The organism is Idiomarina solivarensis, assembly GCF_033052755.1.
In the GTDB taxonomy this organism is placed as follows: Bacteria; Pseudomonadota; Gammaproteobacteria; order Enterobacterales; family Alteromonadaceae; genus Idiomarina.
On record NZ_JAVFHZ010000001.1, the window covers coordinates 678678 to 703939 of the forward strand.

The 25262-nt window shown below is 45.3% G+C and carries 29 protein-coding genes; 10 read left to right on the top strand and 19 right to left on the bottom strand.

The features are described from left to right. The 5 genes from RBK99_RS03345 (at position 1) to RBK99_RS03365 (ending at position 6993) form a co-directional block, all read left to right on the top strand. The gene (locus RBK99_RS03345) at positions 1 to 1944 is read left to right on the top strand and encodes an acetoacetate--CoA ligase (protein ID WP_317503222.1); all 1944 of its coding nucleotides are present in this window, start codon (positions 1 to 3) and stop codon (positions 1942 to 1944) included. 3 nt (positions 1945 to 1947) lie between these two features. Then, positions 1948 to 4164, top strand: a complete 2217-nt coding sequence (locus RBK99_RS03350) for a putative bifunctional diguanylate cyclase/phosphodiesterase (protein WP_317503223.1) — start codon at positions 1948 to 1950, stop codon at positions 4162 to 4164. A 17-nt stretch (positions 4165 to 4181) separates the two neighbouring features. Further along, positions 4182 to 5831: an electron transfer flavoprotein-ubiquinone oxidoreductase gene (locus RBK99_RS03355; protein ID WP_317503224.1), complete on the top strand. Its 1650-nt coding sequence runs from the start codon at positions 4182 to 4184 to the stop codon at positions 5829 to 5831. 263 nt (positions 5832 to 6094) lie between these two features. Continuing rightward, positions 6095 to 6511, top strand: coding sequence for an H-NS family histone-like protein (locus RBK99_RS03360; RefSeq protein ID WP_317503225.1), 417 nt, complete (start codon positions 6095 to 6097; stop codon positions 6509 to 6511). A gap of 113 nt (positions 6512 to 6624) precedes the next feature. Further along, a complete protein-coding gene (locus RBK99_RS03365; protein WP_317503226.1) occupies positions 6625 to 6993 on the top strand; it encodes a hypothetical protein in 369 nt (122 codons plus the stop codon). On the opposite strand, the gene RBK99_RS03370 is transcribed toward RBK99_RS03365, so the two are convergent. After that, positions 6990 to 7634 carry a toast rack family protein gene (locus tag RBK99_RS03370; protein WP_317503227.1) on the bottom strand — a complete coding sequence of 215 codons (645 nt, stop codon included), beginning with the start codon at positions 7632 to 7634 and terminating at the stop codon, positions 6990 to 6992. The genes RBK99_RS03365 and RBK99_RS03370 overlap by 4 nt on opposite strands. Before the next feature lie 208 nt (positions 7635 to 7842). Between RBK99_RS03370 and tsaA the strand changes: the two genes are divergently transcribed. Together tsaA and RBK99_RS03380 are read left to right on the top strand one after the other, a co-directional pair. Beyond that, the gene (gene tsaA / locus RBK99_RS03375; RefSeq protein WP_317503228.1) at positions 7843 to 8550 is read left to right on the top strand and encodes a tRNA (N6-threonylcarbamoyladenosine(37)-N6)-methyltransferase TrmO; all 708 of its coding nucleotides are present in this window, start codon (positions 7843 to 7845) and stop codon (positions 8548 to 8550) included. A gap of 78 nt (positions 8551 to 8628) precedes the next feature. Next, positions 8629 to 10332 carry a proline--tRNA ligase gene (locus tag RBK99_RS03380; RefSeq protein WP_317503229.1) on the top strand — a complete coding sequence of 568 codons (1704 nt, stop codon included), beginning with the start codon at positions 8629 to 8631 and terminating at the stop codon, positions 10330 to 10332. Positions 10333 to 10416: 84 nt separating this feature from the next. Here the strand turns inward: RBK99_RS03380 and gpt are convergent, their stop codons facing one another. Together gpt and RBK99_RS03390 are read right to left on the bottom strand one after the other, a co-directional pair. Then, entirely contained in the window at positions 10417 to 10902 is a 486-nt protein-coding gene (gpt, locus tag RBK99_RS03385; protein ID WP_317503230.1) for a xanthine phosphoribosyltransferase, read from the bottom strand. Between the two features lie 7 nt (positions 10903 to 10909). Further along, the gene (locus tag RBK99_RS03390) at positions 10910 to 12202 is read right to left on the bottom strand and encodes an NCS2 family permease (RefSeq protein WP_317503231.1); all 1293 of its coding nucleotides are present in this window, start codon (positions 12200 to 12202) and stop codon (positions 10910 to 10912) included. A 108-nt stretch (positions 12203 to 12310) separates the two neighbouring features. On the opposite strand from RBK99_RS03390, the gene RBK99_RS03395 reads away from it, so the two are divergent. After that, complete coding sequence (locus RBK99_RS03395) at positions 12311 to 12631, top strand: 2Fe-2S iron-sulfur cluster-binding protein (protein ID WP_317503232.1); 321 nt, start codon at positions 12311 to 12313, stop codon at positions 12629 to 12631. An 11-nt stretch (positions 12632 to 12642) separates the two neighbouring features. Here RBK99_RS03395 and RBK99_RS03400 read toward each other — a convergent pair whose 3' ends face one another. Genes RBK99_RS03400 through prmB form a run of 5 tightly spaced genes read right to left on the bottom strand, consistent with a single transcriptional unit; the run spans position 12643 to position 16513 of the window. Beyond that, on the bottom strand, positions 12643 to 13785 hold the full coding sequence (locus tag RBK99_RS03400; RefSeq protein ID WP_317503233.1) for an ATP-NAD kinase family protein: 1143 nt from the start codon (positions 13783 to 13785) through the stop codon (positions 12643 to 12645). 2 nt (positions 13786 to 13787) lie between these two features. Further along, positions 13788 to 13916 (bottom strand): entericidin A/B family lipoprotein, encoded by a 129-nt coding sequence (locus tag RBK99_RS03405; RefSeq protein ID WP_317503234.1) that lies wholly within the window; start codon positions 13914 to 13916, stop codon positions 13788 to 13790. 33 nt (positions 13917 to 13949) lie between these two features. Continuing rightward, entirely contained in the window at positions 13950 to 14489 is a 540-nt protein-coding gene (locus RBK99_RS03410) for an elongation factor P hydroxylase (protein ID WP_317503235.1), read from the bottom strand. A gap of 6 nt (positions 14490 to 14495) precedes the next feature. Next, positions 14496 to 15584, bottom strand: coding sequence for a chorismate synthase (gene aroC / locus RBK99_RS03415; RefSeq protein WP_317503236.1), 1089 nt, complete (start codon positions 15582 to 15584; stop codon positions 14496 to 14498). After that, positions 15584 to 16513: a 50S ribosomal protein L3 N(5)-glutamine methyltransferase gene (gene prmB, locus RBK99_RS03420; RefSeq protein ID WP_317503237.1), complete on the bottom strand. Its 930-nt coding sequence runs from the start codon at positions 16511 to 16513 to the stop codon at positions 15584 to 15586. Before prmB ends, aroC begins: the two co-directional genes overlap by 1 nt. An 86-nt stretch (positions 16514 to 16599) precedes the next feature. On the opposite strand from prmB, the gene smrB reads away from it, so the two are divergent. Next, on the top strand, positions 16600 to 17163 hold the full coding sequence (gene smrB / locus RBK99_RS03425) for an endonuclease SmrB (protein WP_317503238.1): 564 nt from the start codon (positions 16600 to 16602) through the stop codon (positions 17161 to 17163). Between the two features lie 3 nt (positions 17164 to 17166). On the opposite strand, the gene sixA is transcribed toward smrB, so the two are convergent. The 3 genes from sixA to RBK99_RS03440 are packed head-to-tail and all read right to left on the bottom strand — an operon-like array spanning position 17167 to position 18447. After that, positions 17167 to 17649, bottom strand: coding sequence for a phosphohistidine phosphatase SixA (gene sixA, locus RBK99_RS03430; protein ID WP_317503239.1), 483 nt, complete (start codon positions 17647 to 17649; stop codon positions 17167 to 17169). Further along, positions 17646 to 18011, bottom strand: coding sequence for an RnfH family protein (locus RBK99_RS03435; protein ID WP_317503240.1), 366 nt, complete (start codon positions 18009 to 18011; stop codon positions 17646 to 17648). The genes sixA and RBK99_RS03435 overlap by 4 nt, the downstream gene beginning before the upstream one ends. Continuing rightward, positions 18004 to 18447, bottom strand: coding sequence for a type II toxin-antitoxin system RatA family toxin (locus tag RBK99_RS03440; protein ID WP_317503241.1), 444 nt, complete (start codon positions 18445 to 18447; stop codon positions 18004 to 18006). Before RBK99_RS03440 ends, RBK99_RS03435 begins: the two co-directional genes overlap by 8 nt. Before the next feature lie 107 nt (positions 18448 to 18554). Here RBK99_RS03440 and smpB point away from each other — a divergent pair, with 107 nt between their 5' ends. After that, the gene (gene smpB, locus RBK99_RS03445) at positions 18555 to 19034 is read left to right on the top strand and encodes an SsrA-binding protein SmpB (protein WP_034820895.1); all 480 of its coding nucleotides are present in this window, start codon (positions 18555 to 18557) and stop codon (positions 19032 to 19034) included. On the opposite strand, the gene RBK99_RS03450 is transcribed toward smpB, so the two are convergent. The 8 genes from RBK99_RS03450 to RBK99_RS03485 all read right to left on the bottom strand — a co-directional run bounded on the left by RBK99_RS03450 (position 18976) and on the right by RBK99_RS03485 (position 25260). After that, positions 18976 to 19488 (bottom strand): tetratricopeptide repeat protein, encoded by a 513-nt coding sequence (locus RBK99_RS03450; protein ID WP_317503242.1) that lies wholly within the window; start codon positions 19486 to 19488, stop codon positions 18976 to 18978. The two genes, smpB and RBK99_RS03450, sit on opposite strands and share 59 nt — an antisense overlap. Further along, entirely contained in the window at positions 19442 to 19834 is a 393-nt protein-coding gene (locus tag RBK99_RS03455) for a DUF192 domain-containing protein (RefSeq protein WP_317503243.1), read from the bottom strand. The genes RBK99_RS03450 and RBK99_RS03455 overlap by 47 nt, the downstream gene beginning before the upstream one ends. Continuing rightward, the gene (locus RBK99_RS03460; protein WP_317503244.1) at positions 19831 to 20658 is read right to left on the bottom strand and encodes a type II secretion system F family protein; all 828 of its coding nucleotides are present in this window, start codon (positions 20656 to 20658) and stop codon (positions 19831 to 19833) included. Before RBK99_RS03460 ends, RBK99_RS03455 begins: the two co-directional genes overlap by 4 nt. Further along, positions 20616 to 21467: a type II secretion system F family protein gene (locus RBK99_RS03465; protein ID WP_317503245.1), complete on the bottom strand. Its 852-nt coding sequence runs from the start codon at positions 21465 to 21467 to the stop codon at positions 20616 to 20618. The genes RBK99_RS03460 and RBK99_RS03465 overlap by 43 nt, the downstream gene beginning before the upstream one ends. Next, the gene (locus RBK99_RS03470) at positions 21455 to 22672 is read right to left on the bottom strand and encodes a TadA family conjugal transfer-associated ATPase (RefSeq protein WP_317503246.1); all 1218 of its coding nucleotides are present in this window, start codon (positions 22670 to 22672) and stop codon (positions 21455 to 21457) included. The genes RBK99_RS03465 and RBK99_RS03470 overlap by 13 nt, the downstream gene beginning before the upstream one ends. Further along, on the bottom strand, positions 22669 to 23883 hold the full coding sequence (locus RBK99_RS03475; RefSeq protein WP_317503247.1) for a type II and III secretion system protein family protein: 1215 nt from the start codon (positions 23881 to 23883) through the stop codon (positions 22669 to 22671). The genes RBK99_RS03470 and RBK99_RS03475 overlap by 4 nt, the downstream gene beginning before the upstream one ends. After that, positions 23868 to 24575, bottom strand: coding sequence for a Flp pilus assembly protein CpaB (cpaB, locus tag RBK99_RS03480; protein ID WP_317503248.1), 708 nt, complete (start codon positions 24573 to 24575; stop codon positions 23868 to 23870). Before cpaB ends, RBK99_RS03475 begins: the two co-directional genes overlap by 16 nt. A 184-nt stretch (positions 24576 to 24759) precedes the next feature. Next, on the bottom strand, positions 24760 to 25260 hold the full coding sequence (locus tag RBK99_RS03485) for a hypothetical protein (protein WP_317503249.1): 501 nt from the start codon (positions 25258 to 25260) through the stop codon (positions 24760 to 24762). Positions 25261 to 25262: the final 2 nt, after the last annotated feature.

The window sequence follows — 25262 nt, forward strand, 5'->3', positions numbered from 1 at the left end:
ATGACTTCAGAAGCGTTATGGCAACCGTCCGCAGACACCATTGCCAATGCCCGCATGACGGATTTCCTACAACAGGTTAATACAGAGAAAGGCGTAGCGCTGGCCAACTATCACGACCTTTACGAGTGGTCTGTTGAAAACGACGAAAGCTTCTGGTCTATGCTATGGGATTACTTTGATGTCATTGGTGAAAAAGGCGATACCGTCGTTACCGGCAAAGAAAAAATGCCCGGAGCCAAATGGTTTCCTGACGCGAAACTAAACTTTGCTGAAAATCTGCTACGCCACAAAGATGACCACGTCGCCCTTATTTTTCGCGGCGAAAACGGGGCAAGACAACAACTCACATACGCCGAACTGAATCAGCAGGTAGCGGCTTTTGCTGCCGGGTTACGCCAACGCGGTATTGAAGCAGGCGACCGTGTCGCGGCCATGATGCCCAACTGTATAGAAACCATTATTGGAATGCTGGCAACCACCAGCATTGGTGCTATCTGGTCGTCCTGCTCTCCTGATTTTGGCGTACAAGGTGTACTTGACCGTTTTGGGCAAATTGAGCCGAAGATATTGATTACCGTTGACGGTTACTTTTATAACGGCAAAAACCTCAATATCAAAAGCAAAACAGCGGATATTATTAAACAAATACCGAACATTGAAGCCACTGTTATCGTTAATTTCAGCCAGCAGAACGATCGCCTTGAAGGAGAAAATGTTGTTGCATGGAATGATTTTGGAGATACGGACCAAACACACATCGAATTTGTGCCACGCAACTTCAATGATCCGCTTTATATTATGTTTTCGTCGGGAACCACCGGTGTCCCCAAATGCATCGTGCATGGTACCGGTGGTACCTTACTACAACACCTAAAAGAGCATGGTCTGCATACCGACTTAGGTCGAGAGGACAATCTCTTTTATTTCACCACCTGTGGCTGGATGATGTGGAACTGGTTGGCGAGTGGTCTGGCGGTAGGGGCAACCCTCACCTTATTTGATGGCTCTCCTTTTGCGCCGGAGCCTGAGTTTTTATGGGATGTCGCTGACGAGGAAGACATTACCGTATTTGGTACCAGTGCTAAGTACCTGGCCGCACTTGAAAAGGCAGATGTTAAACCCCGTGAAAGCCATAACCTGGAAAATTTACGCAGTATTTTGACTACGGGCTCGGTATTACCACCAGAAAGCTTCGATTACGTTTACCGCGACATTAAAAAGGATATTTGTCTTTCGTCTATATCAGGCGGTACCGACATTGTGTCGTGCTTTGCCCTTGGCTGCCCTATTCTGCCAGTTTACCGGGGCGAACTTCAGTGTCGAGGCCTGGGTCTGGCCGTTAACGTATACGACGACAGCGGCAAACCCGTCCGCGGTGAAAAAGGTGAACTCGTGTGCGAAAACTCGTTTCCTTGTATGCCAGTCGGCTTCTGGGGCGATGACAATGGTGAACGCTATTTCAATGCCTATTTTGCCCGGTTTGAAAATACCTGGGCGCATGGCGATTTCGCTGAATTAACACAGCACGACGGCGTGATTATTTACGGGCGCTCTGATGCAGTTCTTAACCCGGGCGGCGTACGTATCGGCACGGCTGAAATTTACCGCCAGGTTGAGAAAGTAGATGACGTGTTAGAAAGCATTGCCATAGGGCAACAGTACCAGGACGATGAGCGGGTGGTTCTCTTTGTCAAACTGAGAGAAAATTGTGAGCTTGATGACGAACTAAGACAAACCATCACCAAGACCATTCGTGCGAACGCGACTCCTCGTCACGTTCCTGCTGTAATTTTGCAGGTTGACGACATTCCCCGTACTATTAGCGGCAAGATAGTCGAGTTAGCGGTTCGTAATGTTGTTCATGGTGAGCCCGTGAAGAACACCGATGCTCTGGCAAACCCAGAGGCACTGGATTACTTCCGTGATAGAGAGGAGTTGCGTTAATCCATGATGTTCCTGCACGGGTCACGACAGGCGGTCGTAGCAGCCATTGTTGGCTTGGTTGTTACGGTTACCGCTTTTAGTTATTTGCGTTACCAAGAAAATCAGGTAGTCCACGATGCTCTGGAAGCTGAAACTTACAGCTTGCAGCGTGATATTCGACAAAACCTGGTCTCTCATTTGTTTGTCGCTGAGCTATTAGCGCGAGAATGGGAACGCAGTGACTTGAACATTAAGGAACGGTGGAGTGAAAACGCCGACATTGTCACCTTGTACTATCAAAACGTACAAGGTATAGCCTGGCTCGACCACGATCTTGACATTCAATTAGTTTACCCAAAAAGTGAGCAACCCGGGCTACTCGGAACGCCTTTCACCCAAACCTCGTTGGTTGATAAGTTAGAAACGTCTGAAGGCAACCGCCATGCCATGATGGGTGCAGCCGGAAACTTGGGGCGTATCAGTAGCGACATTGCAATTTTTGTTCGGGTAGAACAAGAAAAAGACCACGGTTTTTTAGGTTTTGTTATCAGCCTACAAAGGCTCTTTAATAATGTGGTCCGAAGCAATATTAGCGAAGGCTTCCAGGTCAGTATTCGCAATGGTGACGAAGTTCTGTACCAGTTTGCCGGTGATACCTCGCTACGCAAAGAATGGGCTCACTTCCATTCTCTGCAGTTAGTCGGCAATAGCTGGGAATTATCCGTTTGGCCAACCACTGATCACTTGGAACAGTTGCGAGGCGGTATTTCGCTTGCGGCGTTAATTGCCGGTCTACTGGTTACCAGCATGCTAACTTTTGTGCTTTATATTTTAGGCCAGAGTCGATTTAAAGCACAGCAACTAGCAGACTCCAATATTGAGCTTTACAGTGAAATTGACGAGCGTGAGCGCATAGAAAAGAAAATGGCTTATCTTGCCGAGCATGACTCGCTCACCGGACTGGTTAACCGTAACGCGCTGAAGCGGATCCTTGGCGAGTGGTTAGAGACCGAGTCACCACAAAAGAAAGCCGCCCTTCTCTTTATTGATCTGGACCGATTTAAAGAAGTCAACGATGCACTCGGCCATACTGTAGGCGACGAACTTCTGCGCCGGGTTGCACGCCGAATTACTAAGTTAGCTCCTAAATCCAGCGTACTGGCCCGCGCCGGTGGTGATGAATTTTTATTAGCTATTGCAGAGCCAGACAGTCGCGACAGTATGATTAAGCTGGCAGAGCAATTATTGCAAGCTCTGGACACGCACTTCTTTGTTGATGTTTATGAGCTTTTCATTAGTGCATCAATTGGTATTACTTTTGCGGACGACGCTGACTTTAACGCTGAATACTTTATACGTAATGCAGACACCGCCTTATATCAGGCAAAAGAGCATGGCCGTAATACCTATAAAGTCTACGATAAAGCCATTCATCGCGACCTGACCAAGAAGCTTGAACTCGTCAAACGCTTGCGGCATGCGGTGTCTAAGCAGCAACTTACAGTCTACTATCAGCCGAAAGTAGAACTGAGTAGTCGTCGTATCAGTGGTTTAGAAGCATTGGTACGTTGGGTTGATGACGACGGAACCATTATTCCTCCCGACGAGTTTATCCCACTGGCAGAAGACACTGGTTTGATTATCCCCATTTCTGAATACGTTATGGAAGAAGCCTTTTCGCAGTTGAAACAATGGCACGACCTTGGCTTTGAAGAACTCAGCATTGCCATCAATATTTCCGGAAAGCAGCTACACTTACCTGATTTGGTCGACGATATTATGGAGCGGGTTAACGAAGCTCAGATACCACCCAATAAAGTGGAGCTTGAATTGACCGAGCAAGTCTTCATAGAAAATATTCAATCCCACACCCGGTTTATGCACTCAGTTCGGGATTATGGAATGTCGCTGGCTATAGACGACTTTGGTGTTGGTTATTCATCACTGTCGTATTTAAAGAATTTCCCAGTCACGTCTTTAAAAGTGGATCGCTCCTTTGTTAAGGATTTACCACATAATGAAGACGATGCAACTATTACCCAGGCCATTATAAGCCTGGCACGTAATTTAAATATTCAATTGGTTGCTGAAGGTATTGAAACAGAAGAGCAAGTCGAGTTTTTATTGCAACGTGAATGTAGTACCGGACAAGGGTTCCTTTTCAGTCGACCTGTGCCGGCACGACAAATCACTCAATTGTTACAGCAGTATAAAGGGCTTATCCCTATCCAGATTGCCTGAATATAGCGGAGGTTAACGTGGAACGCGAAAGCATGGAGTTTGATGTCGTAATTGTTGGTGCCGGCCCATCGGGCCTTGCAACAGCCTGCCGACTCGGTCAACTAGCAAAAGAGAATGAGCAAGAGCTCATGATATGCGTCGTTGAGAAAGGCGCTGATATTGGCGCTCATATTTTATCGGGCGCGGTTTTCGAACCCCGTGCGTTAAATGAACTTTTCCCCGATTGGAAAGATCGCGGCGCTCCACTAAACACTGAAGTGACAGGTGACGATATTCTGCTCCTAAAGGATGAGAAAAGTCACACTCGGCTGCCCGACTTTAGCGTACCCAAGACTTTCCATAACAAAGGCAATTACATTGCCAGTATGGGTAACCTTTGCCGCTGGATGGCGGAACAAGCTGAACAGCTGGGTATCGAGATATTCCCAGGCTTTGCAGCCGCTGAAATACTCTATAACGAGGATGGCAGCGTTGCAGGTATTCAAACCGGTGATATGGGTGTTGCCAAAGATGGCAGTGAGAAAGACGGCTATATGCCCGGCATGGAACTTAAAGCTAAATACACCCTATTTGCAGAAGGATGCCGTGGTCACTTAGGCAAAGAGCTGATAAACAAATTTGAACTGGATAAAGACAGTACACCCCAGCATTACGGTTTAGGTTTTAAAGAAATCTGGGATATCCCTTCAGAATTGCACGAACCCGGTAAAGTGGTTCATACAGCGGGTTGGCCACTCACTGATACTAACGCCAGTGGCGGTGGTTACCTTTATCATGCTGAGGACGGACAAGTATATTTAGGTTTAATTGTAGACTTAAACTACGAAAACCCATACCTGAATCCATTTCAGGAGTTCCAGCGGTTTAAAACGCACCCGGCTATAAAGCAATTGATTGAAAACGGTAAACGCGTTTCCTACGGAGCTCGTGCAATAACGAAAGGCGGATATTACTCCTTACCCAAAATGACTTTCCCGGGCGGCTTGCTGGTAGGTTGTAACGCCGGCACTTTAAACTTTGCCAAAATTAAAGGAAATCATACCGCAATGAAATCCGGTATGGTGGCCGCTGAGTGCGTATTCGAACAGCTCAAAAACGGTAAAGCCAACGATGATGTTGTCAGTTTTAAAGATGCCTTTGAAAAGTCATGGGTATTTGATGAGTTGTATCGGTCCCGTAATTTTGGTGGTGCAGTTCATAAACTCGGAACTGTGCTCGGCGGCGCTTACAATATGGTCGATCAAAACTGGTTTGCTGGCAAACTTCCTTTTAAATTTAAAGAGTGGACGCCAGATTATAAAGCTACGGGTAAAGCAGAAGACTTTAAGCCAATTGATTACCCTAAGGCCGATAATATAATAACTTTTGATCGCTTATCATCCGTCTTTTTGTCCAATACAAACCATGCGGAGAATCAGCCCTGTCATTTAAAACTCAGCGACGCTGATATTCCGTTGGATGTTAATTTACCAAAATACGCAGAGCCAGCGCAGCGCTACTGCCCTGCCGGGGTTTATGAGGTCGTTGAGGAAGACGGTAAACAAGTGTTCCAAATTAATGCCCAAAACTGCGTTCACTGTAAAACCTGTGATATTAAAGACCCCAGTCAGAATATTACCTGGGTTGCTCCTGAAGGTGGTGGCGGACCCACCTACCCTAATATGTAAACACTACGTAAAGTTCATAACAAAAAACACCAAAGCATGATAAATGTTTTGGTGTTTTTTTCGTTTTAAACACTTATAAAACGTAATAAGGAAATAATTTAGAATTAAGTACAGCATTAGCCAATGATAAAATTGGAACGTTGATTCCCTGATTCTATTTTCCAGCCGTCTATTTAATAACAAAGAAACTTCAATTAAAATCTTAACTATCGCTATAATAAACAGTAAGCATTCAATTACGTTAACGAGACAAGGTAGGCAATATGAGTGATTTCATTAATATTATTCGTCATGAGCGTCGTTTAAAAGCAGCACTGAAAGAATTGGATTTAAATGAACTAGAAAGCGTTAAAGAAAAATTTGACTCAGTTATTGCACAACGCCGTGAAGAAGAAACTGAAAAACAACGCCAGCAAGAAGCAAAGCAGAAAAAAATAGAAGAGTTTAAAAGTGCAATGGCAGATGCAGGCATTGAGCTTTCAGATATATTAGAACAAGAACTTGGTGGTGAACCTATTGTGAAAACAACTCGCAAGAAAAGAGCACCTAAACCACCTAAATATGAATACACAGATGAAAATGGCGAAAAACACACCTGGACGGGTCAGGGGCGTATGCCAAAAGCGATGAAAACGGCCGTTGATAACGGCAAGCCACTGGAATCATTCCTAATTAAATAGCAATAAATTAAAGCGTAGCCGAACACGAATAACAAAGTCAGGCTACGCTTTTTGTTGAACAATAGGCTCAGCTTGATTAGGCTATAGAAAATTCAAACTGGCAAGGACCGACATTGCGCTATCGTTTCATTGCATTCGTATTAACGCCATTACTCGCTCTTCCGGCCTGTAGTATTTTACCTCAGATGGCTGGAGGCTTTAATAAAATAGACTCTGGTGATATCGGTATTTACCGTGAAGGTAATCAACCTTCCCGAGCTTATGAACTTATAAGCATTGTCAATGGCGAGAGCTGCCAACGAAAATTTGAGGGGCCTAAAGCTTCAGACGAAGAAGCTATTAAGGCACTTAAAATAGATGCGATGCAGTTTGAAGCCCATGCTATTGTCGCGGCTCAGTGTTTTTCACTAAAACCGCAAGCTGACTCCATTTGTTATACAGAAGTCAGCTGCGTTGGTCGGGCTATTCAGTGGCGTGATTAATTGTTCTTGCTCAATGTCACGTCACCGACACCCACTTCAACCTGAACACTGACCGAACCATTACCTTGATAGCTTGATTCAGACGTAACGACCATTCTGTTTTCCTGAGTGTTTCCGAAGTTTCTCAGTTTGGTATCACCAACACCAACGGATGCTTCAACTGACTGGTACTTACCATTTGCCAGGTTCAACGAAACATCGCCAACACCTAAGTCCACATCAACATCCGTTAATGGCAATTCGCCTTTTATTTCACCTACGCCCAAGTTAATGCTAAGCGATTGAGTTTTTGGTACAGAGATTTTCCAATGTTGCGACATATCTTCGTTTGGCGTTGCTGACAGTGTCAGCCTGTTACCATTTCGTTCGTCTTTTATCAGAACCTTTCCTATGTCGCCGCCGCTGGCAAACCATCCATCCTCATCCGACTCTACAAGTAATTCAACTTCAACCACCTCACCGTCAGTGACACTAATATCAACAGTCCCTACGGTTGCATCCAGATGAATCTCGGTGTCACTACTAACGATATAGCTACCCGTTAACGTGCGCTCACTGTCAGTCGCTGCAAAAGCGGCCGTACTTAGCGTCACTAAACCAATAAAACCTAAAGTTAAAGGCCAGATTTTATGTTTCATCATTTTTCTTTTCCTGTTGTTATTAAAACGATTCATGCCAAAGCCTATAGCATGTGAAATTACTTACTATGCACTCTGCAACGCTTGTGCCAAAGTTTAAAACTATTTAAAATCAACAAGTTAACCAAAACCAATTTGGTTCAATTAGCGAAATTACAAACTATGTGGTCAAATTGGCTAGTACAATTTCAGAATTCGCTAACGGAGCAGAATGAAAAGCCAGCAACAACTGACCCCTATCGCTGTTATTCGTACGCCGTTTCCTGAGAAGTTCAGTGTTCCGAGGCAACCGGGACTGGTTCCGGCTGCGCTGGCTGAAGTCGAACTCATCGGTGACTATCAGCACGCACAAGCCGTGCAAGGTATAGAGCAGTTTTCTCATCTTTGGTTAACTTTTGAGTTTCATCAGCATCGTTCGTGGCAGGAGCGCGTTCGCCCACCTCGGCTTGGTGGCAATGAGCAACTCGGCGTGTTTGCCACGCGCTCTCCGTTTCGGCCTAACCAGCTCGGCTTATCAGTGGTTGAACTTGTTTCAGTGCAAATTGAACCTCAGGTTATATTAACCGTGCGTGGGGCTGACTTAGTCGACCAGACACCCATCGTCGATATAAAGCCCTATATTCCTTACGTTGACTCTATTGCCGACGCTCGCGCCGGGTATGCACAACACAGGCCAGAGCTATGTCTGGATGTCCAGTTTTCGACGGGCGCAGAATCAACTCTTCAGACGGAAAGGGCCAAATACCCTGAATTAAAAATATTGATTGTCGAAGTACTCAGACAAGATCCCAGACCCGCTTATCACAAATCCCAAACAACACCGAGAAGTTACGGTACTGCACTCTTAAACTATAATATTCGGTGGTCTGTACGAGAAAACTCCGTTTTTGTTGAAGAAATCTCGTTAAAACAGCCGTAAAAGGCTTTTGAGCTGAGTCAGACACTGCTAAACTTCGCTCTAATTTTTGACCACTATAATTTGCAGAGATGCCGGACTATGCGCAGCAGCCAATATTTATTATCAACGCTTAAAGAAACACCTTCTGATGCTGAGATCGTGAGTCACCAGCTGATGTTGCGGGCAGGCATGATCCGTAAAGTCGCTGCAGGACTGTATACCTGGACACCGACCGGTTTGCGTGTACTGCGCAAAGTGGAAAACGTTGTTAGGGAAGAGATGGAAGCCATAAACGCACTAGAAATTTTAATGCCTATGGTGCAACCAGCTGATCTTTGGCAGGAGTCCGGCCGCTGGGATGATTACGGCCCTGAATTACTACGTCTGAAAGATCGCAATCAACGCGACTTCTTATTGGGTCCAACACACGAAGAAATTATCAGTCAGTTGGTGCGTAAAGAAGTTAGCAGCTATAAGCAGCTGCCTTTAACCTTATTCCAAATTCAGACTAAATTCCGCGACGAAATTCGTCCCCGTTTCGGCGTTATGCGGGCCCGCGAATTTACAATGAAAGACGCTTATTCGTTCCACCTAACTGACGAATCGCTGCAGAAAACATACGACGACATGTACCAAGCGTACAGTCGCATTTTTGAGCGTTTGGGCTTAGATTTCCGCCCCGTTATTGCCGATACCGGATCAATTGGCGGAAGTCATTCTCACGAATTCCATGTACTGGCAAGTTCCGGCGAAGACGCGATTGCGTTTTCTGACTCATCAGATTATGCCGCCAATGTTGAAATGGCAGAAGCCTTGGCTCCAAACGAGGAACGCCCTGCTGCAACTCAAAAAATGGAAAAGCATGCGGTACACGGAGATGAACTAGCCGCTGTATTACAACCTTTATCCGTTGAAAGTCAGCAAGCAACTAAGTCAATTATTGTTAAAGCGTCAGATGACATAGACGCTGAGTACGTTCAATTGGTGCTTAGAGCCGATCATGAACTGAATACAGTAAAAGCAGAGAAGTTGCCTCAGGTGGCTGCGCCACTAGAACTGCTGACTCAAACTGAAAAAGCGACCGGTGTAGAGGCTGCTTACATCGGTGTTGTGAACACCAAGTTGCCTCTATTGGTCGACCGCAGTGCTGCACATCTTGCTGATTTTGCCTGCGGCGCAAACGAAAACGGCCAATGGCTAACGGGCGTCAACTGGGAACGTGATACAGGCGACTATAACGTTGTCGATATTCGTAATGTCGTTGCCGGTGACCCGAGTCCTTGTGGCCAGGGCAAGGTGAGAATTGCACGCGGCATTGAAGTCGGACATATATTCCAGTTAGGTAAAAAATACAGTGAAGCGATGAAGGTTGGCGTTCTGTCTGAAACGGGCAAACACGAAACCTTAACCATGGGCTGCTATGGCATAGGTGTTTCACGCATAGTGGCTGCCGCTATTGAGCAGAATAATGATGAACGCGGTATTTGCTGGCCAGACGCTTTAGCGCCTTTCCAGGTTGTTATTGTACCAATGAATATGCACAAGTCTGCACGCGTACAGGCAGCTGCAGAAAAGCTTTATGATGACTTAAAAGCCCAAGGGATTGATGTGCTTTTTGATGATCGTAAAGAGCGCCCGGGCGTTATGTTTACCGATATGGAGCTAATAGGCATTCCGCATCAAGTTGTCGTAGGTGAGCGGAATCTTGACGAAAACCAAGTTGAGTACCAAAGCCGTAAAGGCGGTGATAAGCAAAAAATCAGTTTAGATGACTGTATTAGCTTCATTCAGCAGAAGCTTTAACTCAAAACAACAATAAAAAGGGCCTGATAGCAAAACTATCAGGCCCTTTTTTTGTCTATTTTTGAGACCTTCAGGCAAAGCGCGTTAAGATTCCTGCCCAGCCAAAGGCTCAATATAATGTAGATGCATATCCCAGGGAAAGTGGATCCAGGTGTCTTGTGCTAAATCTGCAACAAAGTCGTCCACCAGATCCATACCAGCGGGTTTTGCATAGACGGTCACGAACTTTGCCTTAGGAAGGCGTTCACGCAGAAACTTTAACGTATTGCCAGTATCGACTAAGTCATCGACGACTAAGAATCCTTCACCATCATCGGTTGCGGTAACATCTTTCATTACCTGCAAATCATCACGCTGCTCGGTATGATCATATGAACTGACCGCAACGCAATCGACAACACGAATGTTAAGCTCACGCGCTACGATAGCTGCTGGCACTAACCCACCGCGACTAACGGCGATAATGCCCTTATACTGCTCCGCTGGTAATTGCCGACGTGCCAGTTCACGTGTCGCACGATGCAACTCTTCCCATGATACAAAAAACTCGCGGTTTGAATGCCATCCCATAATTTCATTACCCTAACCAAATAAATTTAGCGACAAAAAGTGCGCCTAATAAAACCACGCTCGGTGTTAAGTCTTGATAGCGTCCGCCGAGTAGTTTCACCACAACGTAACTAATAAACCCTAACGCGATACCATCTGCTATAGAAAATGTCAGTGGCGTCATCAATAAAACCACAGCCACAGGCGCGGCCTCGGTAATATCGTCCCACTTAACATCTTTCAATGTAAATAACATTAACACGGCGACGTAGATAATAGCGCCAGCCGTTGCATATGCCGGGATCATACCAGCCAACGGAGCAAAGAACATGGCCAATAGAAATAAAATGCCAACGACCACGGCGGTAAGTCCAGTTTTACCACCCGTTGCAACCCCAGCTGCAGATTCAATGTAACTGGTGGTCGTTGAGGTACCAAGCATTGATCCGGCAACCGTGGCCGTGCTGTCCGCCATTAATGCTTTATTAAGGCGTGGCATTTCACCATCGGCTTTTGCCAGGCCAGCCTTTTGTGCAACCGCTAACAAAGTGCCAGAGGTGTCGAAGAGATCAACAAATAGAAAAGCAAAAATAACGGATAACATACCGATGTCAAAAGCGGCCGCCAAATCCATCTGCATAAAGGTAGGCAGTAAGCTTGGAGGAGCAGCGACAATACCGTTGTATTCTACTAAACCCGCTGCCCAGGCAGTAAGAGTCACTAGCAAAATACTGATTAATGCAGCGCCTTGTACCCCGCGGGCAACCAACCCTATTATCAGAAAAAAGCCGGCTGCCGCAAGCAACACTGACGGCTCCGACAAAGGGCCTAAAGTCACCATAGTGGCGTCATTAGCGACTATAATATTCGCGTTCTGCAAACCAATTAGAGCCAGAAAGGCGCCGATACCAGCAGCTATCGCTAAGCGCAACGTGGGCGGAATAGACTTTATTATCCATTCACGAATACGAAAAGCGGAAAGCAAAAAGAACAGACACCCAGAGAAAAACACCGCGCCCAAAGCCGTTTGCCATGTGTAACCCATGCTAAAAACCACTGTGTAAGTAAAAAAAGCATTGAGCCCCATTCCGGGCGCCAGCGCGACCGGGTAATTTGCCCACAATCCCATCACGAAGCAACCAATAGCGGCCGCCAAACACGTGGCTACAAACACTGCACCATAATCCATACCGGTCTGACTTAAAATGGATGGGTTAACAAAGATAATATAAGCCATGGTTAAAAAGGTTGTCAGCCCACCAATTACCTCGGATTTAACCGAGCTACCACTTGCTTTAATTGAAAATAGCTTTTCCAGCATGAGAAACCTTGAAAGTTTGGCGTTGTGGTTAAAAGGCAGGTATTTTATCCTAAGTGGCGCAGAATTTGTTGCTCACTTTTCATTTTTAAACAGGATACAGAATTTATCATGCCAACCGTTTATTTCATCGATGCCGATGGCAATCAATTTGAAGCCACTGTCGATTCAGGAACCAACGTTATGGAAGCTGCTGTCGAGAACTTCATTGACGGTATTATCGGAGAGTGTGGCGGCGTTATGTCATGCGCCACTTGTCACTGTTATATCCCGCCTGAATGGCAGGACAAGATCCCTGCACCATCAGAACAGGAAGAAGACATGATAGATATGGTCATGGAGCCACAAGACAACAGTCGACTGAGCTGTCAAATAGAAGTGACTGACGAGTTAGATGGCCTGGTCGTGCACATGCCGAAATCTCAATTTTAAGCCAGTAGCGCTTAGTTTACGGCTGCTACCGGCATAAGAACTTCGTCGTGGTAGCCGGTAATAACACGGATAGTACCCGACAGTTCGGAGTCTAACTCAGGATCGCCCGTGTCGACCCGAAGTGGTTTATTATTCAGTGCCTGCAACTTCGTTTTTGTTGCAACAACCCATATATTGTCTTTACCAATATGGCGAATAACCCGAGGACTCAATTGTTGGTTACCACGACCAAACAAGTGACCTTGCCCGCCAATTAGCGTTATAACCAGTTTTATGGTTCCAGCTTCATGCTGAGCCACTTCTTGGTACAAACGGCTTTCGGTAACATCGCTGGCCAGCAGGTTGTCATCTTGAACCAGGTCAACACCAAGCAGAGTATTTTCATGCCCCATAGATTGCATAATGGCTTCCACCGTTGAACCCGAACCCATTACCAACAACTCATCGTCAACTCGTTCGATAACTTCCGCCGCAATATCATCCAGAACCAGCTCGTCGCTTTCTTTACCACCCATTTTAACCGCCTGAACGTATTCAAGCTCAGCTGGCACCGACATTTCACCGAAACGTCTTGCTTTCACTGTTCCCTTTCGGAAGGCGTCTTCATCAATATCCATGACGTCGGCATTGTGAATACTGGATAACTCCCCCTGCAGGATTTTCTCGATAACTCGCCCGGCTGCGGTTGGACTAATAGCATAAACACCTGAGTGAATTTTTACCCCTGCGGGTATGCCTAATACAAGCTGGCTTTCAGGCACCACCTGATAAATATCCCGCGCAGTGCCATCGCCTCCGGCAAACAGCAAGATATCCACTTTTTGAGCAATAATTTCGGACACCGCTTTTTGCGTGTCCTGAGGTGAGGATGGAGATTTAGCCGCACAGTACACTGACTGAAATGAAAACCCCATTGCAATTAGAGTGTCGGCTCCCATTTCATGGTCGGCTGTAACAAAATGCAGTTGCTCTTTGTAAGGTTGAAGCAACTTCAGTGCAGTTTCTGTTCGTTTCGCGGCTTTTTTTTCAGCTCCCGCAGCTAACGCTTTTTCCCGAACGTCGGCGCCATCACTTCCTTTTAAAGCCAGGGCGCCGCCAATACCCGCGTACGGGTTAATGATAAAACCTACGGTCAGTTTACTGCTTGTTTTCATTATTACTCGTCTTCGGCTTCTTCTTGAATCGCTTCACCTGCATTTTCTAAATCTTCACCCGCACCTTCAAGTGTTTCACAGGCGCTTAAACCGAATATTGCTACGGTAACTAATAATGCTCTTAAAAACATAAGTAACTCCTTGTCTCTATTAAAAATTATTGCTTAGAAATTAATAGCCTGACGCGCAGGCCAGTCACAATTAAACTCCTGACACAACGCTTTTGCAAACGTTACCGCACGCGGAGGCAGTGAATTCTCCTCCAACTGCTGGCTTAGCTGCTTTGCTACCTTCGCAGTGAAGGCTCGTCTGTCCACTTCTACACCATTCAGGTTATCCACACTTACCTGAAATGGAAAACCGCAACAGAGAGAAAACAGCCATTCTAACGCCTGCGGCTTACGTTCAACTTGTTCAAAAGACTTTTGCTGTGCTTCGTTTCGCCCGTCAGGTTCGTACCAATACCCATAGTCAAACTGCTTTCGGCGCGCCTCGCCGGCTATGCACCAATGCGCGGTTTCGTGCAGAGCTGACGCAAAGAAACCATGAGCAAAAACTACCTGATTATATTCGCCTTCTTCTATGGCGGGCTGATAGTAAGGTTCATCGTCACCAGCAACCAGCATTGTGTTGTGATCTTGTTTGAAACAGCGCTCAAAAGTAGTAATTAAGCGTTGATAATGGTGTTCTGACTTCTGACTCATATCTGATTAACGACTGATATCTGGTGTTTCCGTTTGTGCTGATACATTGTGCGCGCGTTGGCGTAACCAATGATCAACCAAAACCAAACTGGTCATTGCTTCCACTATAGGAACCGCTCTAATGCCAACACAAGGGTCATGACGGCCTTTTGTTACTATAGCCTGCTCGTTGCCCCAACGATCGATTGTGCGGCCACTGATGGCGATGCTGGACGTTGGTTTAAGTGCAATATCGGCAAACACCGGCTGCCCGCTGCTAATACCACCTAAAACGCCTCCTGCGTGGTTCGATAAAAAGCCTTCGGGCGTCATTTCATCGCGATGTTCACTGCCTCGTTGGCTCACCACATCAAAACCATCGCCAATGCTAACGGCTTTCACAGCATTAATACTCATTAACGCTTTAGCTAAATCGGCGTCTAATCGGTCAAACACTGGCTCACCCCAGCCCGGCGGAACACCTGTGGCCTGTACCCGAATTTTAGCGCCAACCGAGTCGCCCTCCTTTCTCAACTGACGGATAAGATCCTGCATAGGCTCTACCGCATTAGCATCACCACAGAATAGTTCGTTTTCACGTACCTGTTGCCAGTCAATGCTATTAGCAACAACCGAACCCATTTGGGTTAACGCCGCCTGAACGTCAATACCCTGCTGTTGCAACAACTTATTTGCTATAGCACCAGCGGCAACCCGCATTGCCGTTTCACGAGCTGAAGATCGTCCACCGCCGCGATAATCTCTTACCCCATATTTGTGTTGGTAAGTGTAATCCGCGTGGCCCGGCCGAAAGGTGTCCTTTATTTCCGAGTAGTCCTGACTGCGCTGGTCAGTGTTTTCTATTAGCAAGCCAATGGGTGTGCCAGTGGTTATGCCTTCAAAAACACCCGACAGGATCTTAACTTGATCAGCTTCGCGGCGTGCCGTGGTATACCTATTTTGGCCCGGTCTGCGTCGGTCCAGCGCCTCCTGCAAGTCAGCTTCCGATAGCGCAAGACCCGCCGGGCATCCATCCACAACCGCGCCCAACGAGGGGCCGTGGCTTTCACCGAAGGTTGTTACTTTAAATAACTGCCCAAAACTGTTTCCTGGCATTAGCTGGCCTTAGTTTCTCGTTGTTTATGTTCAATAAGCTGTTCTTTGGTCAGTAAGAAAACACCGTCGCCACCGTTGGCAAACTCAATCCATGTGAAAGGCGTTCTTGGGTATTTATCGGCGAGAGCCGGCATCGAGTTACCCACTTCACAAACAAAGAGCCCACCGTCATTTAACTGATCCGCCGCCTGCAACAACATTTTATCGACCAAAATTAAGCCGTCGTTACCTGCCGCTAAACCCAGCTCTGGTTCATGATGATATTCTGGTGGTAAGTCAACCATGTCTTCAGCATCAACATAAGGCGGGTTGCTGACAATTACATCGTACTTTTCAGCTTTTACTGAATCGAATAAGTCCGATTGAATCGGTGTTACCTGATGCGTTAAACCATGCTGCTCAATATTAAACTCCGCCACTTCCAGCGCTTCGGTCGAAATATCTAACGCATCCACCTCTGCTTCCGGAAAAGCGTAGGCACAGGCAATAGCAATGCAGCCACCACCGGTGCATAAATCTAATACGCGGTGCGGCTGTTGCGTTAGCCAGGGCTGAAAGCCATTTTCAATCAGCTCAGCTATTGGTGAACGCGGAATCAACACTCGTTCGTCCACATAAAAAGGTAGTCCGGCAAACCAGGCCTCATGCGTCAGATACGGGGCCGGGATATGATGCTCAATACGCTGTTTTAGTAACTCGGTAAATTCTTGCTTTTCCGAGGCCAACAGCCGGCAATGACCCATGTCAGCCAATTGAGCCGTCGTGAGTTGTAATACGTGGCTTAATAACGCCCGCGTTTCGTCAATCGGGTTGTCGGTACCGTGACCGTAATACACATCGGACTGGTTAAGCTGAGTGACGCTCCAGCGGATGATGTCATCAATACTGACTAACTCTTGAATGGCTTGTTCCAGATTACGCGCTTGCAAAGGCTGTCTCCCGACCACTGAATGTTTTATACTGAATAAACTTAATGCTTTAAAGATACCTTAATTTAGCGCGGTTTTCATCAATCATGGTTGCAAACAAACGTCCGTCATCCTCTCTTTCAGAAGACGATATCGAGCTTTTTCGTGAAGCCGCGAAAGGTGCTGCGCGTATTAAGCAGGATAAACTGCCACCAGAGCCACCGAAAATAGCCGAACTTCGCAAGCGCCGACAGTTATCGCAGCACCCTAGCGCACAACAAATTGCTGACGCCAGTCGCTCAGCCAGCCACTATTTTTCTGATGATTTTGAGGCACACTTTGCTGAAGGTCCTGTGCGCTTTGCAGCCGAAGACGAATCTGCGTATTTGGTTAAACAATTGCGCCGCGGAGATTATACGCCAGAATTGTTACTGGATTTACACGGGATGACTTTAGCAACGGCCCGCCAGGAACTAGCAGCCTTACTATTAGCCTGTGAGCGTGAACACATCGACTGCTGTTGCATTATGCACGGGCATGGTAGTGGTAAGTTAAAACAACAATTACCTCACTGGCTGGTTCAACACCCACATGTCCGGGCCTTTCACCAGGCGCCACTGGAATGGGGGGGGGCTGCCTCGTTATTGGTTCTGCTCAAAGTGGCGAGCTAGTGGTTAGCCCGCACACCGCTCTGCTATCAATAACTGTTTAAACTTACCGCGCAAGGTTTCCGGCGAGAACTCAATTACCGCAATGCCGGCCGTAGGGAAAATAGGCGGTTGCACACTGGCATCCAGTTCATGCACTAAATAACTGACCAGCGGCATGTGCGACACTAAGACCACACTGTCAAAGTCGTGTTCTTGAATTTCTGCAGCAAGCCAACTGACAACCGACGCCGGGTGCCCATCGGGCGTAATATCATCGCTGTCCTGACGCTGCCCGGTTTTTAAGTGCGAGAGTAAAATAGAGGCTGTCTGCTGGGCTCGCAAATACGGGCTCACATAAACACAGTCCACTTTCGGCTGCTTGTCTATCAGCCAATTGGTTGTGGTCATTACTTCGTTCTCACCGTTAGTGGTTAAACGGCGTTCGCGATCAGAATAACTGCCCTTCGGGTAGTTTGCTTCACCATGACGCATAATGTACAGCTTCATTCTGGCTTAGACTCCTCAGCCTGCGCTCGGCGGTTTGCGTCAGGTCGGCCCCCGGTTACCCGGTTTGCACGGCCTGACTGCTTAGCTTCCTCCGCACGCCGTTTGCGTACGGCTTTTGGATCAGCAATTAGCGGACGATAAATTTCAATGCGATCGCCGTCTCTTGGCTGCGCATCTAATTTCGCCGTCTTGTTCCAGATACCGACTTTTTGCTGTTCAAGATCAATTTCTGGAAAATGATCGAACACATCTGACATATTGATGCACTCTTCTACCGTAGCACCCTCTTGCGGATGCACCGTTAGCAGCACCTGTTTTTCAGGCGTAGCGTAAGCCACTTCAATAGTTAACTTATTACCCATGCTGGTTGCCGTACACCTGCTCGGCCCGTTTCACAAAGGCATCGACCATACGCGAGGTAACCTCGCTGAATATTTTACCAAACGCCATGCCCAGCAAACGACTCGAAAATTCAAAGTCCAGCTTAAGCTCTACTTTGCAGGCATCGTCCGCCAGTGGCGTAAACACCCAGCCACCGGTTAATTTTTTAAATGGCCCGTTTACCAGGTCCATATCGATACGTTCAGGTTCATATAGCGTATTGCGGGTAGTAAAGGTTTTACTAATACCCGCCTTGCTAATGTCTAATGCCGCCACCTTTTGTTGGCCAGATGACTCCAGCACGCGTGACGCAGCACAACCGGGCACAAACTCCGGGTAAGCTTCTACATGATTAACAAGGTCGAACATCTGTTTCGCGCTGTACGAAACTAAGGCACTTTTTTCAATACTGGGCATTTTTTTCCCTACAACTGAAATCAACTGCGCAATAATAACGCAACCAGAAACGCTTTGAAGCCCTTAAAGCAATTTTCTTTTCAGTGCGCATAGGTATAATGGCAGCCATGAGTAAAAAGAAACCACAACAATCGTCCAATACTATAGCTCGTAATAAAAAAGCGCGGCACGAATACTTCCTTGAAGACAAGTTCGAGGCAGGTGTGAGTTTGCAGGGCTGGGAAATTAAGAGCATACGGGCTGGCAAGGTCAATATTAGCGACAGCTACGTCATTATTAAAAATGGCGAGGCTTACCTTTTGGGTGCCGAAATTCAGCCACTTAACCAAGCTTCAAGCCACGTTTACTGCGAGCCAGACCGCAGCCGTAAACTGCTACTGAAGCGCCGCGAGCTGGATAAGCTTATTGGCGCTTCAGAGCGTGAGGGCTATTCCATTGTTGCCACAACCATGTACTGGAAAGGCCCCTGGGCAAAACTGGAAATATTTTTAGCCCAGGGTAAAAAGTCACATGATAAACGCGACACCATTAAAGAGCGTGACTGGCAACGCCAGAAGGCTCGGATAATGAAGCACTCGGTGCGTTAGTTGGCATTTCAGGTACGTCGCTCAGGCGTACCTTTTGCATCATTAATAACTTCTTAAGTAAAACTTCTAACTCTGTATCAAAAGAATCCGCTTCCACCCTTGCATCCATGAGGGTGTTGGTTGTTTCCCGCAGCTGCAAAAGCGCTAAATTAAACCATACACTGTGATCTGAAGCATTAAGTGCCAATGATTTCCTATAAGCTGACTCAGCTGCTTTAAACCGATATTGCCGGAAGTATATATTTCCCAGTAATGCCCAGCTTTTATCAGTCCCCATTTCCTTACTATGCAACCATTGTATGTGTTGCTCGGCTGATAACAGGTCACCGCTTTGATACCAGTCCAGTGCCATTTTAGTGCGTTGGAACTGCTCTTGTCTTTCCTGAACAGTTGCGCTGCAACCCAGGTTAAGTAAGCTCAATAGCAATACAGTAATCAAAATACACTTTTTCATTTAGCTCTCCATGCTTTCTAGTAAACTTTAATTCTTTCCCTATCCATTTTTCTATAGGCCAAAAATTTCCTGCAGCCATTTCGATAAGCCCATAAGCTCCTTTAAAGCGAACAATCTCATTCGGGCAAACGAACCTGCGAATCCCAATAATTCTATGCTCTTTATCGAGCGCAACCACATCGATGGGCTCTTTCATACCCCAAGTGTGTATTGACTTACAGAATGGAAACCAAAAGGCCATCTCAGTTGTTGGTTGTTTTTCTTTCAACATGCCTATTAGTCGTTGATGAAATTTTTTCATAGATTTCACTTTCGACCATAGAACAACTTCTTTATCACTGCTCACCCAAACCCTCCTTGGTTCATTTGTACAATTACAGGCCCTAGAATGACCAAAAAATTTACAGGGAAAAAGCAGGTTACCAATGGGAACAATAATTTTACCGGGGCTTCTTGTGCTCTTTTCTCTGCAGCATTAAGCAATTCTTGTCTTAATTGGTTAGCAAAAAATCGTAAAGACTTGGTGAGGCTGGCACCTTGCTGATACCCCTTGATCACCATTGCACTCCACTCCTTTATTTGTTCTGCATCATAATTTCCCGACAATTCTTCCATCGATTGAGAAAAGCTAGTTCCCCTGCGCAATCTACTGAGCATCTTTGATACCTCTTTAGCGAGCAACATGTCATTGCAGGACTTAGAGACTTTTTCCAACGCTGAAATCAAAGGAATACCTGATGCAATCATCATCGAAATTAAGTCACAGAAATCGGGTAATTGGCGAACAACAATTTTGTTGTTTCTAGCAATTAAGGCTCGTCGTTTATTAATGATCATTAAAAGCAAAAGTAGATAGGCAACAAGCACTAACCAAACGTCCATTATTAAATACAAACATAATGATAAACACGCCATTACAGCCCAACAGAAAAACGAGCGCTCCTCCCCGTTCAGAAACTCAATCTTAAGATAGCGAGCAGTCGACTTTTGAATCGTTGTAGGCAAAACTGACCACAATTTTAATATTACTTGATCCAGCTTCTTACCCAAGGAAACAGCTTTCCATAACGTCATGAAAAGTACCGTAAAACTGAACGCAGAAGCAAAAGATAAAATAGAGACTAAAATCATTCTTCTTCGTCCGGATGCATAATTTTTTTTACCATCCACGCACCAATGCTCATTAAAATAAAGGCGACAGCGAGCATTCCCATTCCAATAGGAGATTCAGTAAAGAGATCGGTATGTTCAGGCTTCATCCAACTCAAAAGGAAATACAATCCAGCCGGCATCAAAACTAGAATTTTAGCCTGCATTCTGGCTTGTGATGTCAGAGTTAATTGTCGTTCTTTAATATGTTGCTGTTGCTGAAGATTATCTGCCAAACGTAAAAACAGTTCGGATTGATGACCACCACTTTTCAGACCCAAAACCAACGACTGGACAACAAGCTGTATAGAAAAGATAGGAACCCTTCGTTGCCAGTCCTCCAAGCAGTCAGTTAAAGGCTTTCCGACCTTTTCTTGTCTTAAGATCTCATCGATATCCTGACCAAGAGGGGCTAGCTGAGTTCCTTGCATACCTTTTAAAGCCGCACCAACACTTGTTCCGCTCCTTAATTGGTTACTCATTCCAATGAGCATTCCGGGTAACTGCTTTTCTATTTTCGAAAAACGACGCTTTTTAAAATAACGGTATAAGAACGGGGGAGCTAATAGCGACAGAACTAAGACCGGCAGAGCCCAACTCATATCGATAGTGACCCAAACAATTACGGGAACAATTACCGTGGCAACTAAATAACTTCTAACAAGAATTTTAACTGGCATTCGTAAAAAAAACTCTTCCAGAGACTGCACCGTCGATACTGTTAGCTTGTCTTCAAGCTTTTGATATCTATCGGGAGTCAACTCTGACAGTATCCATAACCAGCATAGTCCGCTACAAATCACCAAAATAACTAAACCTAAAATGAACATTCATCTTCCTCCATCAAAGACTTCCATATCTCCTGACGAATTGCTTCTGTTTGTTCCTCAGCAAATTTGCAAAGAGTCTGGTTACTCATTAAAGGTTGCTGAATGTTGGTTCGTTCAAATAAAGGTGATAATTGCAAAACGTCATCATCTATCCCCGTTACCTCATTTATAGTTACAACAACCCTTCTACCATCAGTGAGACGAGCTATTTGAATAACTATGTCAACTGCGCTTGATATTTGCTGTCTTAGTGCAGAAATAGGGAGTTCAATTCCTCCCATCAAAACCATAATTTCCAAACGCTTTAAAGCATCCCTTGCACTATTTGCATGAACAGTACTTAAAGAGCCTGCATGTCCGGTATTCATTGCTTGCAACATATCTAAAGCTTCTGGTCCCCGGCACTCCCCTACAATAAGTCGATCTGGCCGCATCCGTAATGCATTGATAACCAGTTCTCGAATCCCTATGGCGCCTACGCCTTCTTGATTTTTAGGTCGAGCTTCCAGGCTAATTAAGTTATCGTGATTTAATCTAAGCTCTGCAGCATCTTCGATACTTAAGACCCTTTCGCCTTCGGGAATTTCCTGGGAGAGAATATTTAGTAGTGTGGTTTTTCCTGTACCCGTTCCGCCAGATACAATAATGTTTTGACGACAGCGAACAGCTAACTTTAAAAACTTTGCTGCTTCCGAAGTTAACGAGCCACTACTGACTAGATCCTCAATAGTTAATGATTTTTGGCTAAACTTACGAATAGTGAGACATGCGCCTTTTGTCGCTAATGGAGCCAGGACTGCGTTAACGCGAGATCCATCCGCTAGACGCGCATCTACCATTGGAGAGGCATCATCAATATGCCGTCCTAAGGGTAGAACTATTTTGTCTATAGCCCGGCGCAAAGACAGTTCATTACTAAATTTTTCTACGGCACGCTCTAATTTACCGGCTCTTTCAATGTAAATTTGATCAAAGCTGTTTACCATAATCTCTGTCACCGATTCATCCGATAGAAGTCGTTCAATAGGACCTAAACCGATAACTTCAGCCACCGCATCTTTAATGTCTCGCTCCGGTTCGCCTGTTTTTACTCTTAAAAAAGACTCGGAATAACTCCTCAGCTCATCTTCATTCATTTCTTCGATATGCGGATCTCTGGTATCCAAATGCTCTCTAAGCGCATTAATTAAAGTTGCCGATGTCATTGAAATGTATCCCTCAATTGAAGAGCCGATTCCTCTCTATACCAACTATGCTTTTGTGTAAGCTTCTTTTGTCTACTGCGATCCCGTTCTTTTGCAGCGTCCATTCTCTCGGCGGTGACCATGATGACTAGTTCAGTAGTTTGCTCTCGATTCTGCTGACTTCTAAAAGCATTCTCCAATATAGGCAAAGATCCTAACCCCGGTATTTCATCTTCCTGAGCAGATTCATCAGTACTTAAAAGGCCGGATAAAACTAAAGTGTCTCCATCATTTGACAGAAAAACTGACTCAGTTTTTCGACTTAAAATACCTGGCACACCAGCCACAGAAACTGCAGGGTCAATATTGCTTAACTCAGCATGAAGCCGCGTTTTAATCCGATTGCCATCTAGCACGACTGGTTCTATAACGAGTTTTATACCGTATTCTCGGAAAGTTACATCCTGCATACCCTGAGCCACAACTTGTGGAATAGGTAATTCTCCACCAGCCAGAAATGTTGCCTTCTCTCCACTTTGCGTCGACAAAACAGGGTTCGCTAATAGTTTTGCCAGACCACGTCTTTGCATCAGCATTAATTGCGAATTAATGGCCGCGTCCCACTCGAATAATCCCGACAACGAACTTGAAAATGTGGGGCCGCTTGTTGCGCCTTGCCACCGGATACCTAAATCTTCCAGGTACTGCCGCTTTGTTTCCAAAATATTTACTCTGAGCGTCAACATAGGTGCTTGTTGTTGAAAGGGCTCAGTTAAATTCATTATTCGCTTATGACTCTTAGCGATCATTTCTAATTCGTCGAAATGTCTTTGAGATATCCTTCCTGATAAAACGGTTAGTCCGGGTCTGTTTACTTCTTTTAAATCTGGCTCTGCCTCTAATAAGGTTTTTATGCGAGACTTTATTGAAGGGGCAAGATCTTCAATAACACGAACGTTAATTTTTCGTAGTTTCTCCCCGACTTTAAGCCAAACATCAGACTCCCCAACTTTTTTAGCTCTTAAAATAGCCTGGTTATCGTTTAACAAATGAATGTCTACGACAGCTTCATTACTTACTACAATATCAGTACCGGATTTCACCCGGATAGACACTGTTTCTCCTTTCTCAAGAGAGTAAAATGCCTTCTTAATTTCGGCCACAGCATTGAAAGCCATGGAAAATAAGACTACTACCAATAAGCAATATTTAAGCTTTACTGAACCTTCCATGGTGCCACCTTGCTTTGTTTTGTGCCCTTAGCCCATATATCGACATTAGGCGAGCTATGTTCTCTAGCCCATACGAGCATTGGGTTGCCAAGTGCTCTAGTAAAATCCCGAACCCTCGCAGATTCTATTAATAAAGTGAGTGAGTAGGTTCCAAAATTTTCCTGAACACCGTACACATCAAAAATTTCAATATTATCAAAAGCTGTGTACTGCCTAGATTGTTCGAACGAGCCTCCAACAAATACAATATCTACGACATCACCTGTTTTAAGCATTGCATTGTGATGCCCTAAATTATCCGTTTCGACAGTTATAGCGTAATAACCATTAGGTAACTTTGCTGAAAGACCATTATTAAGGTTACTCGATAGAACCCGTTCAGAAACTGGTTCTCCCGGTTGCACGTCTGATCGAAGCTGACGCCCAATCAGCATTCCTGCTGAACTTTCCAGATACCATTGAGCACTAATCAATTCCTCTGGATATTTGCGAACCAACAAATCATTTGCGTTAAGAGCTTTACCAGCCTGTAATTCGCTTGCAAAGACAACAACGTTCCTTGCATTTCCTGAGGCTTGCTCTAATCTCCGTGACGTTTCTCGTTGCAGGTATTGATGAATCAGAACAACGGTTACTATCGAAAGTAGTACGCTAAAAACTACGGCAAAAATCCATTTCGCCTTCCTTGTCATGAACTTCCTCCTGGGATCAATACTAAGTAACGCCAAACAAAATAATAAAAATCTTTAACTTCACGGCCCGTTTGAATTAAGTAATCGATTAACGAAAGCTGTTGGTCAAGAACAAGCAGAACTACCATTATTAATAGCGAAATTAACAGCCATTCTATTGATGCTTGACCGTATTGCTTTTGAATCATAGAACATGAACCAAAATTACATATTTCCCTTGCTCCGAGAACATAAGTCTCCCCATATCCTCCTTAAATATCCAGACATCATTTTTCCTTTCAATTGATTGAAAGGAATCAATTTTTTGGCTGTAATAAAACATCATTGAAGTCTGTAGCTGTTTGAACGGATATCTGGCTAAATAGACCCAAGCAGTTCGTCCATTACTCTTATGTTTTGATATTGGAGTAAAAGGCCCTTTTAACAGTTTTTCCTTCGGAGGAAACGCTGTCATTGGCATTAATACCCACTGTCCATTCTCAACCTCAAACAACGTCCAGTCTGTGCCGTCGATAGGACATAGCCAAAAAATTGTTTCTCCCCCTGGGCAATATGGATAAAACTGCTGCAGTGCATCCCAATCTGGAATCTTCGGCTTTTCCAGAAAATGAGCATTAACGTTAATAGAGGAGCTAATCGGTTGCTCGATCCAGTCCCAATCATCTAAAACTACTGGCAAATCCATAA

Excerpts from the sequence above, each read along its gene's own strand:
- sixA (WP_317503239.1), bottom strand. The coding sequence starts at position 17,649 with ATGAAGCTGTACATTATGCGTCATGGTGAAGCAAACTACCCGAAGGGC.
- RBK99_RS03370 (WP_317503227.1), bottom strand. The coding sequence starts at position 7,634 with ATGATGAAACATAAAATCTGGCCTTTAACTTTAGGTTTTATTGGTTTA.
- RBK99_RS03470 (WP_317503246.1), bottom strand. The coding sequence starts at position 22,672 with ATGACATCGGCAACTTTAATTAATGCGCTTAGAGAGCATTTGGATACC.
- RBK99_RS03475 (WP_317503247.1), bottom strand. The coding sequence starts at position 23,883 with ATGGAAGGTTCAGTAAAGCTTAAATATTGCTTATTGGTAGTAGTCTTA.
- RBK99_RS03405 (WP_317503234.1), bottom strand. The coding sequence starts at position 13,916 with ATGTTTTTAAGAGCATTATTAGTTACCGTAGCAATATTCGGTTTAAGC.
- RBK99_RS03345 (WP_317503222.1), top strand. The coding sequence starts at position 1 with ATGACTTCAGAAGCGTTATGGCAACCGTCCGCAGACACCATTGCCAAT.
- RBK99_RS03395 (WP_317503232.1), top strand. The coding sequence starts at position 12,311 with ATGCCAACCGTTTATTTCATCGATGCCGATGGCAATCAATTTGAAGCC.
- RBK99_RS03435 (WP_317503240.1), bottom strand. The coding sequence starts at position 18,011 with ATGGGTAATAAGTTAACTATTGAAGTGGCTTACGCTACGCCTGAAAAA.
- cpaB (WP_317503248.1), bottom strand. The coding sequence starts at position 24,575 with ATGACAAGGAAGGCGAAATGGATTTTTGCCGTAGTTTTTAGCGTACTA.
- RBK99_RS03450 (WP_317503242.1), bottom strand. The coding sequence starts at position 19,488 with ATGAAAAAGTGTATTTTGATTACTGTATTGCTATTGAGCTTACTTAAC.
- aroC (WP_317503236.1), bottom strand. The coding sequence starts at position 15,584 with ATGCCAGGAAACAGTTTTGGGCAGTTATTTAAAGTAACAACCTTCGGT.
- RBK99_RS03410 (WP_317503235.1), bottom strand. The coding sequence starts at position 14,489 with ATGAGTCAGAAGTCAGAACACCATTATCAACGCTTAATTACTACTTTT.
- RBK99_RS03440 (WP_317503241.1), bottom strand. The coding sequence starts at position 18,447 with ATGCCCAGTATTGAAAAAAGTGCCTTAGTTTCGTACAGCGCGAAACAG.
- RBK99_RS03360 (WP_317503225.1), top strand. The coding sequence starts at position 6,095 with ATGAGTGATTTCATTAATATTATTCGTCATGAGCGTCGTTTAAAAGCA.
- RBK99_RS03390 (WP_317503231.1), bottom strand. The coding sequence starts at position 12,202 with ATGCTGGAAAAGCTATTTTCAATTAAAGCAAGTGGTAGCTCGGTTAAA.
- RBK99_RS03465 (WP_317503245.1), bottom strand. The coding sequence starts at position 21,467 with ATGTTCATTTTAGGTTTAGTTATTTTGGTGATTTGTAGCGGACTATGC.
- RBK99_RS03400 (WP_317503233.1), bottom strand. The coding sequence starts at position 13,785 with ATGAAAACAAGCAGTAAACTGACCGTAGGTTTTATCATTAACCCGTAC.
- smrB (WP_317503238.1), top strand. The coding sequence starts at position 16,600 with ATGGTTGCAAACAAACGTCCGTCATCCTCTCTTTCAGAAGACGATATC.
- RBK99_RS03380 (WP_317503229.1), top strand. The coding sequence starts at position 8,629 with ATGCGCAGCAGCCAATATTTATTATCAACGCTTAAAGAAACACCTTCT.
- gpt (WP_317503230.1), bottom strand. The coding sequence starts at position 10,902 with ATGGGATGGCATTCAAACCGCGAGTTTTTTGTATCATGGGAAGAGTTG.
- tsaA (WP_317503228.1), top strand. The coding sequence starts at position 7,843 with ATGAAAAGCCAGCAACAACTGACCCCTATCGCTGTTATTCGTACGCCG.
- RBK99_RS03485 (WP_317503249.1), bottom strand. The coding sequence starts at position 25,260 with ATGGATTTGCCAGTAGTTTTAGATGATTGGGACTGGATCGAGCAACCG.
- smpB (WP_034820895.1), top strand. The coding sequence starts at position 18,555 with ATGAGTAAAAAGAAACCACAACAATCGTCCAATACTATAGCTCGTAAT.
- RBK99_RS03350 (WP_317503223.1), top strand. The coding sequence starts at position 1,948 with ATGATGTTCCTGCACGGGTCACGACAGGCGGTCGTAGCAGCCATTGTT.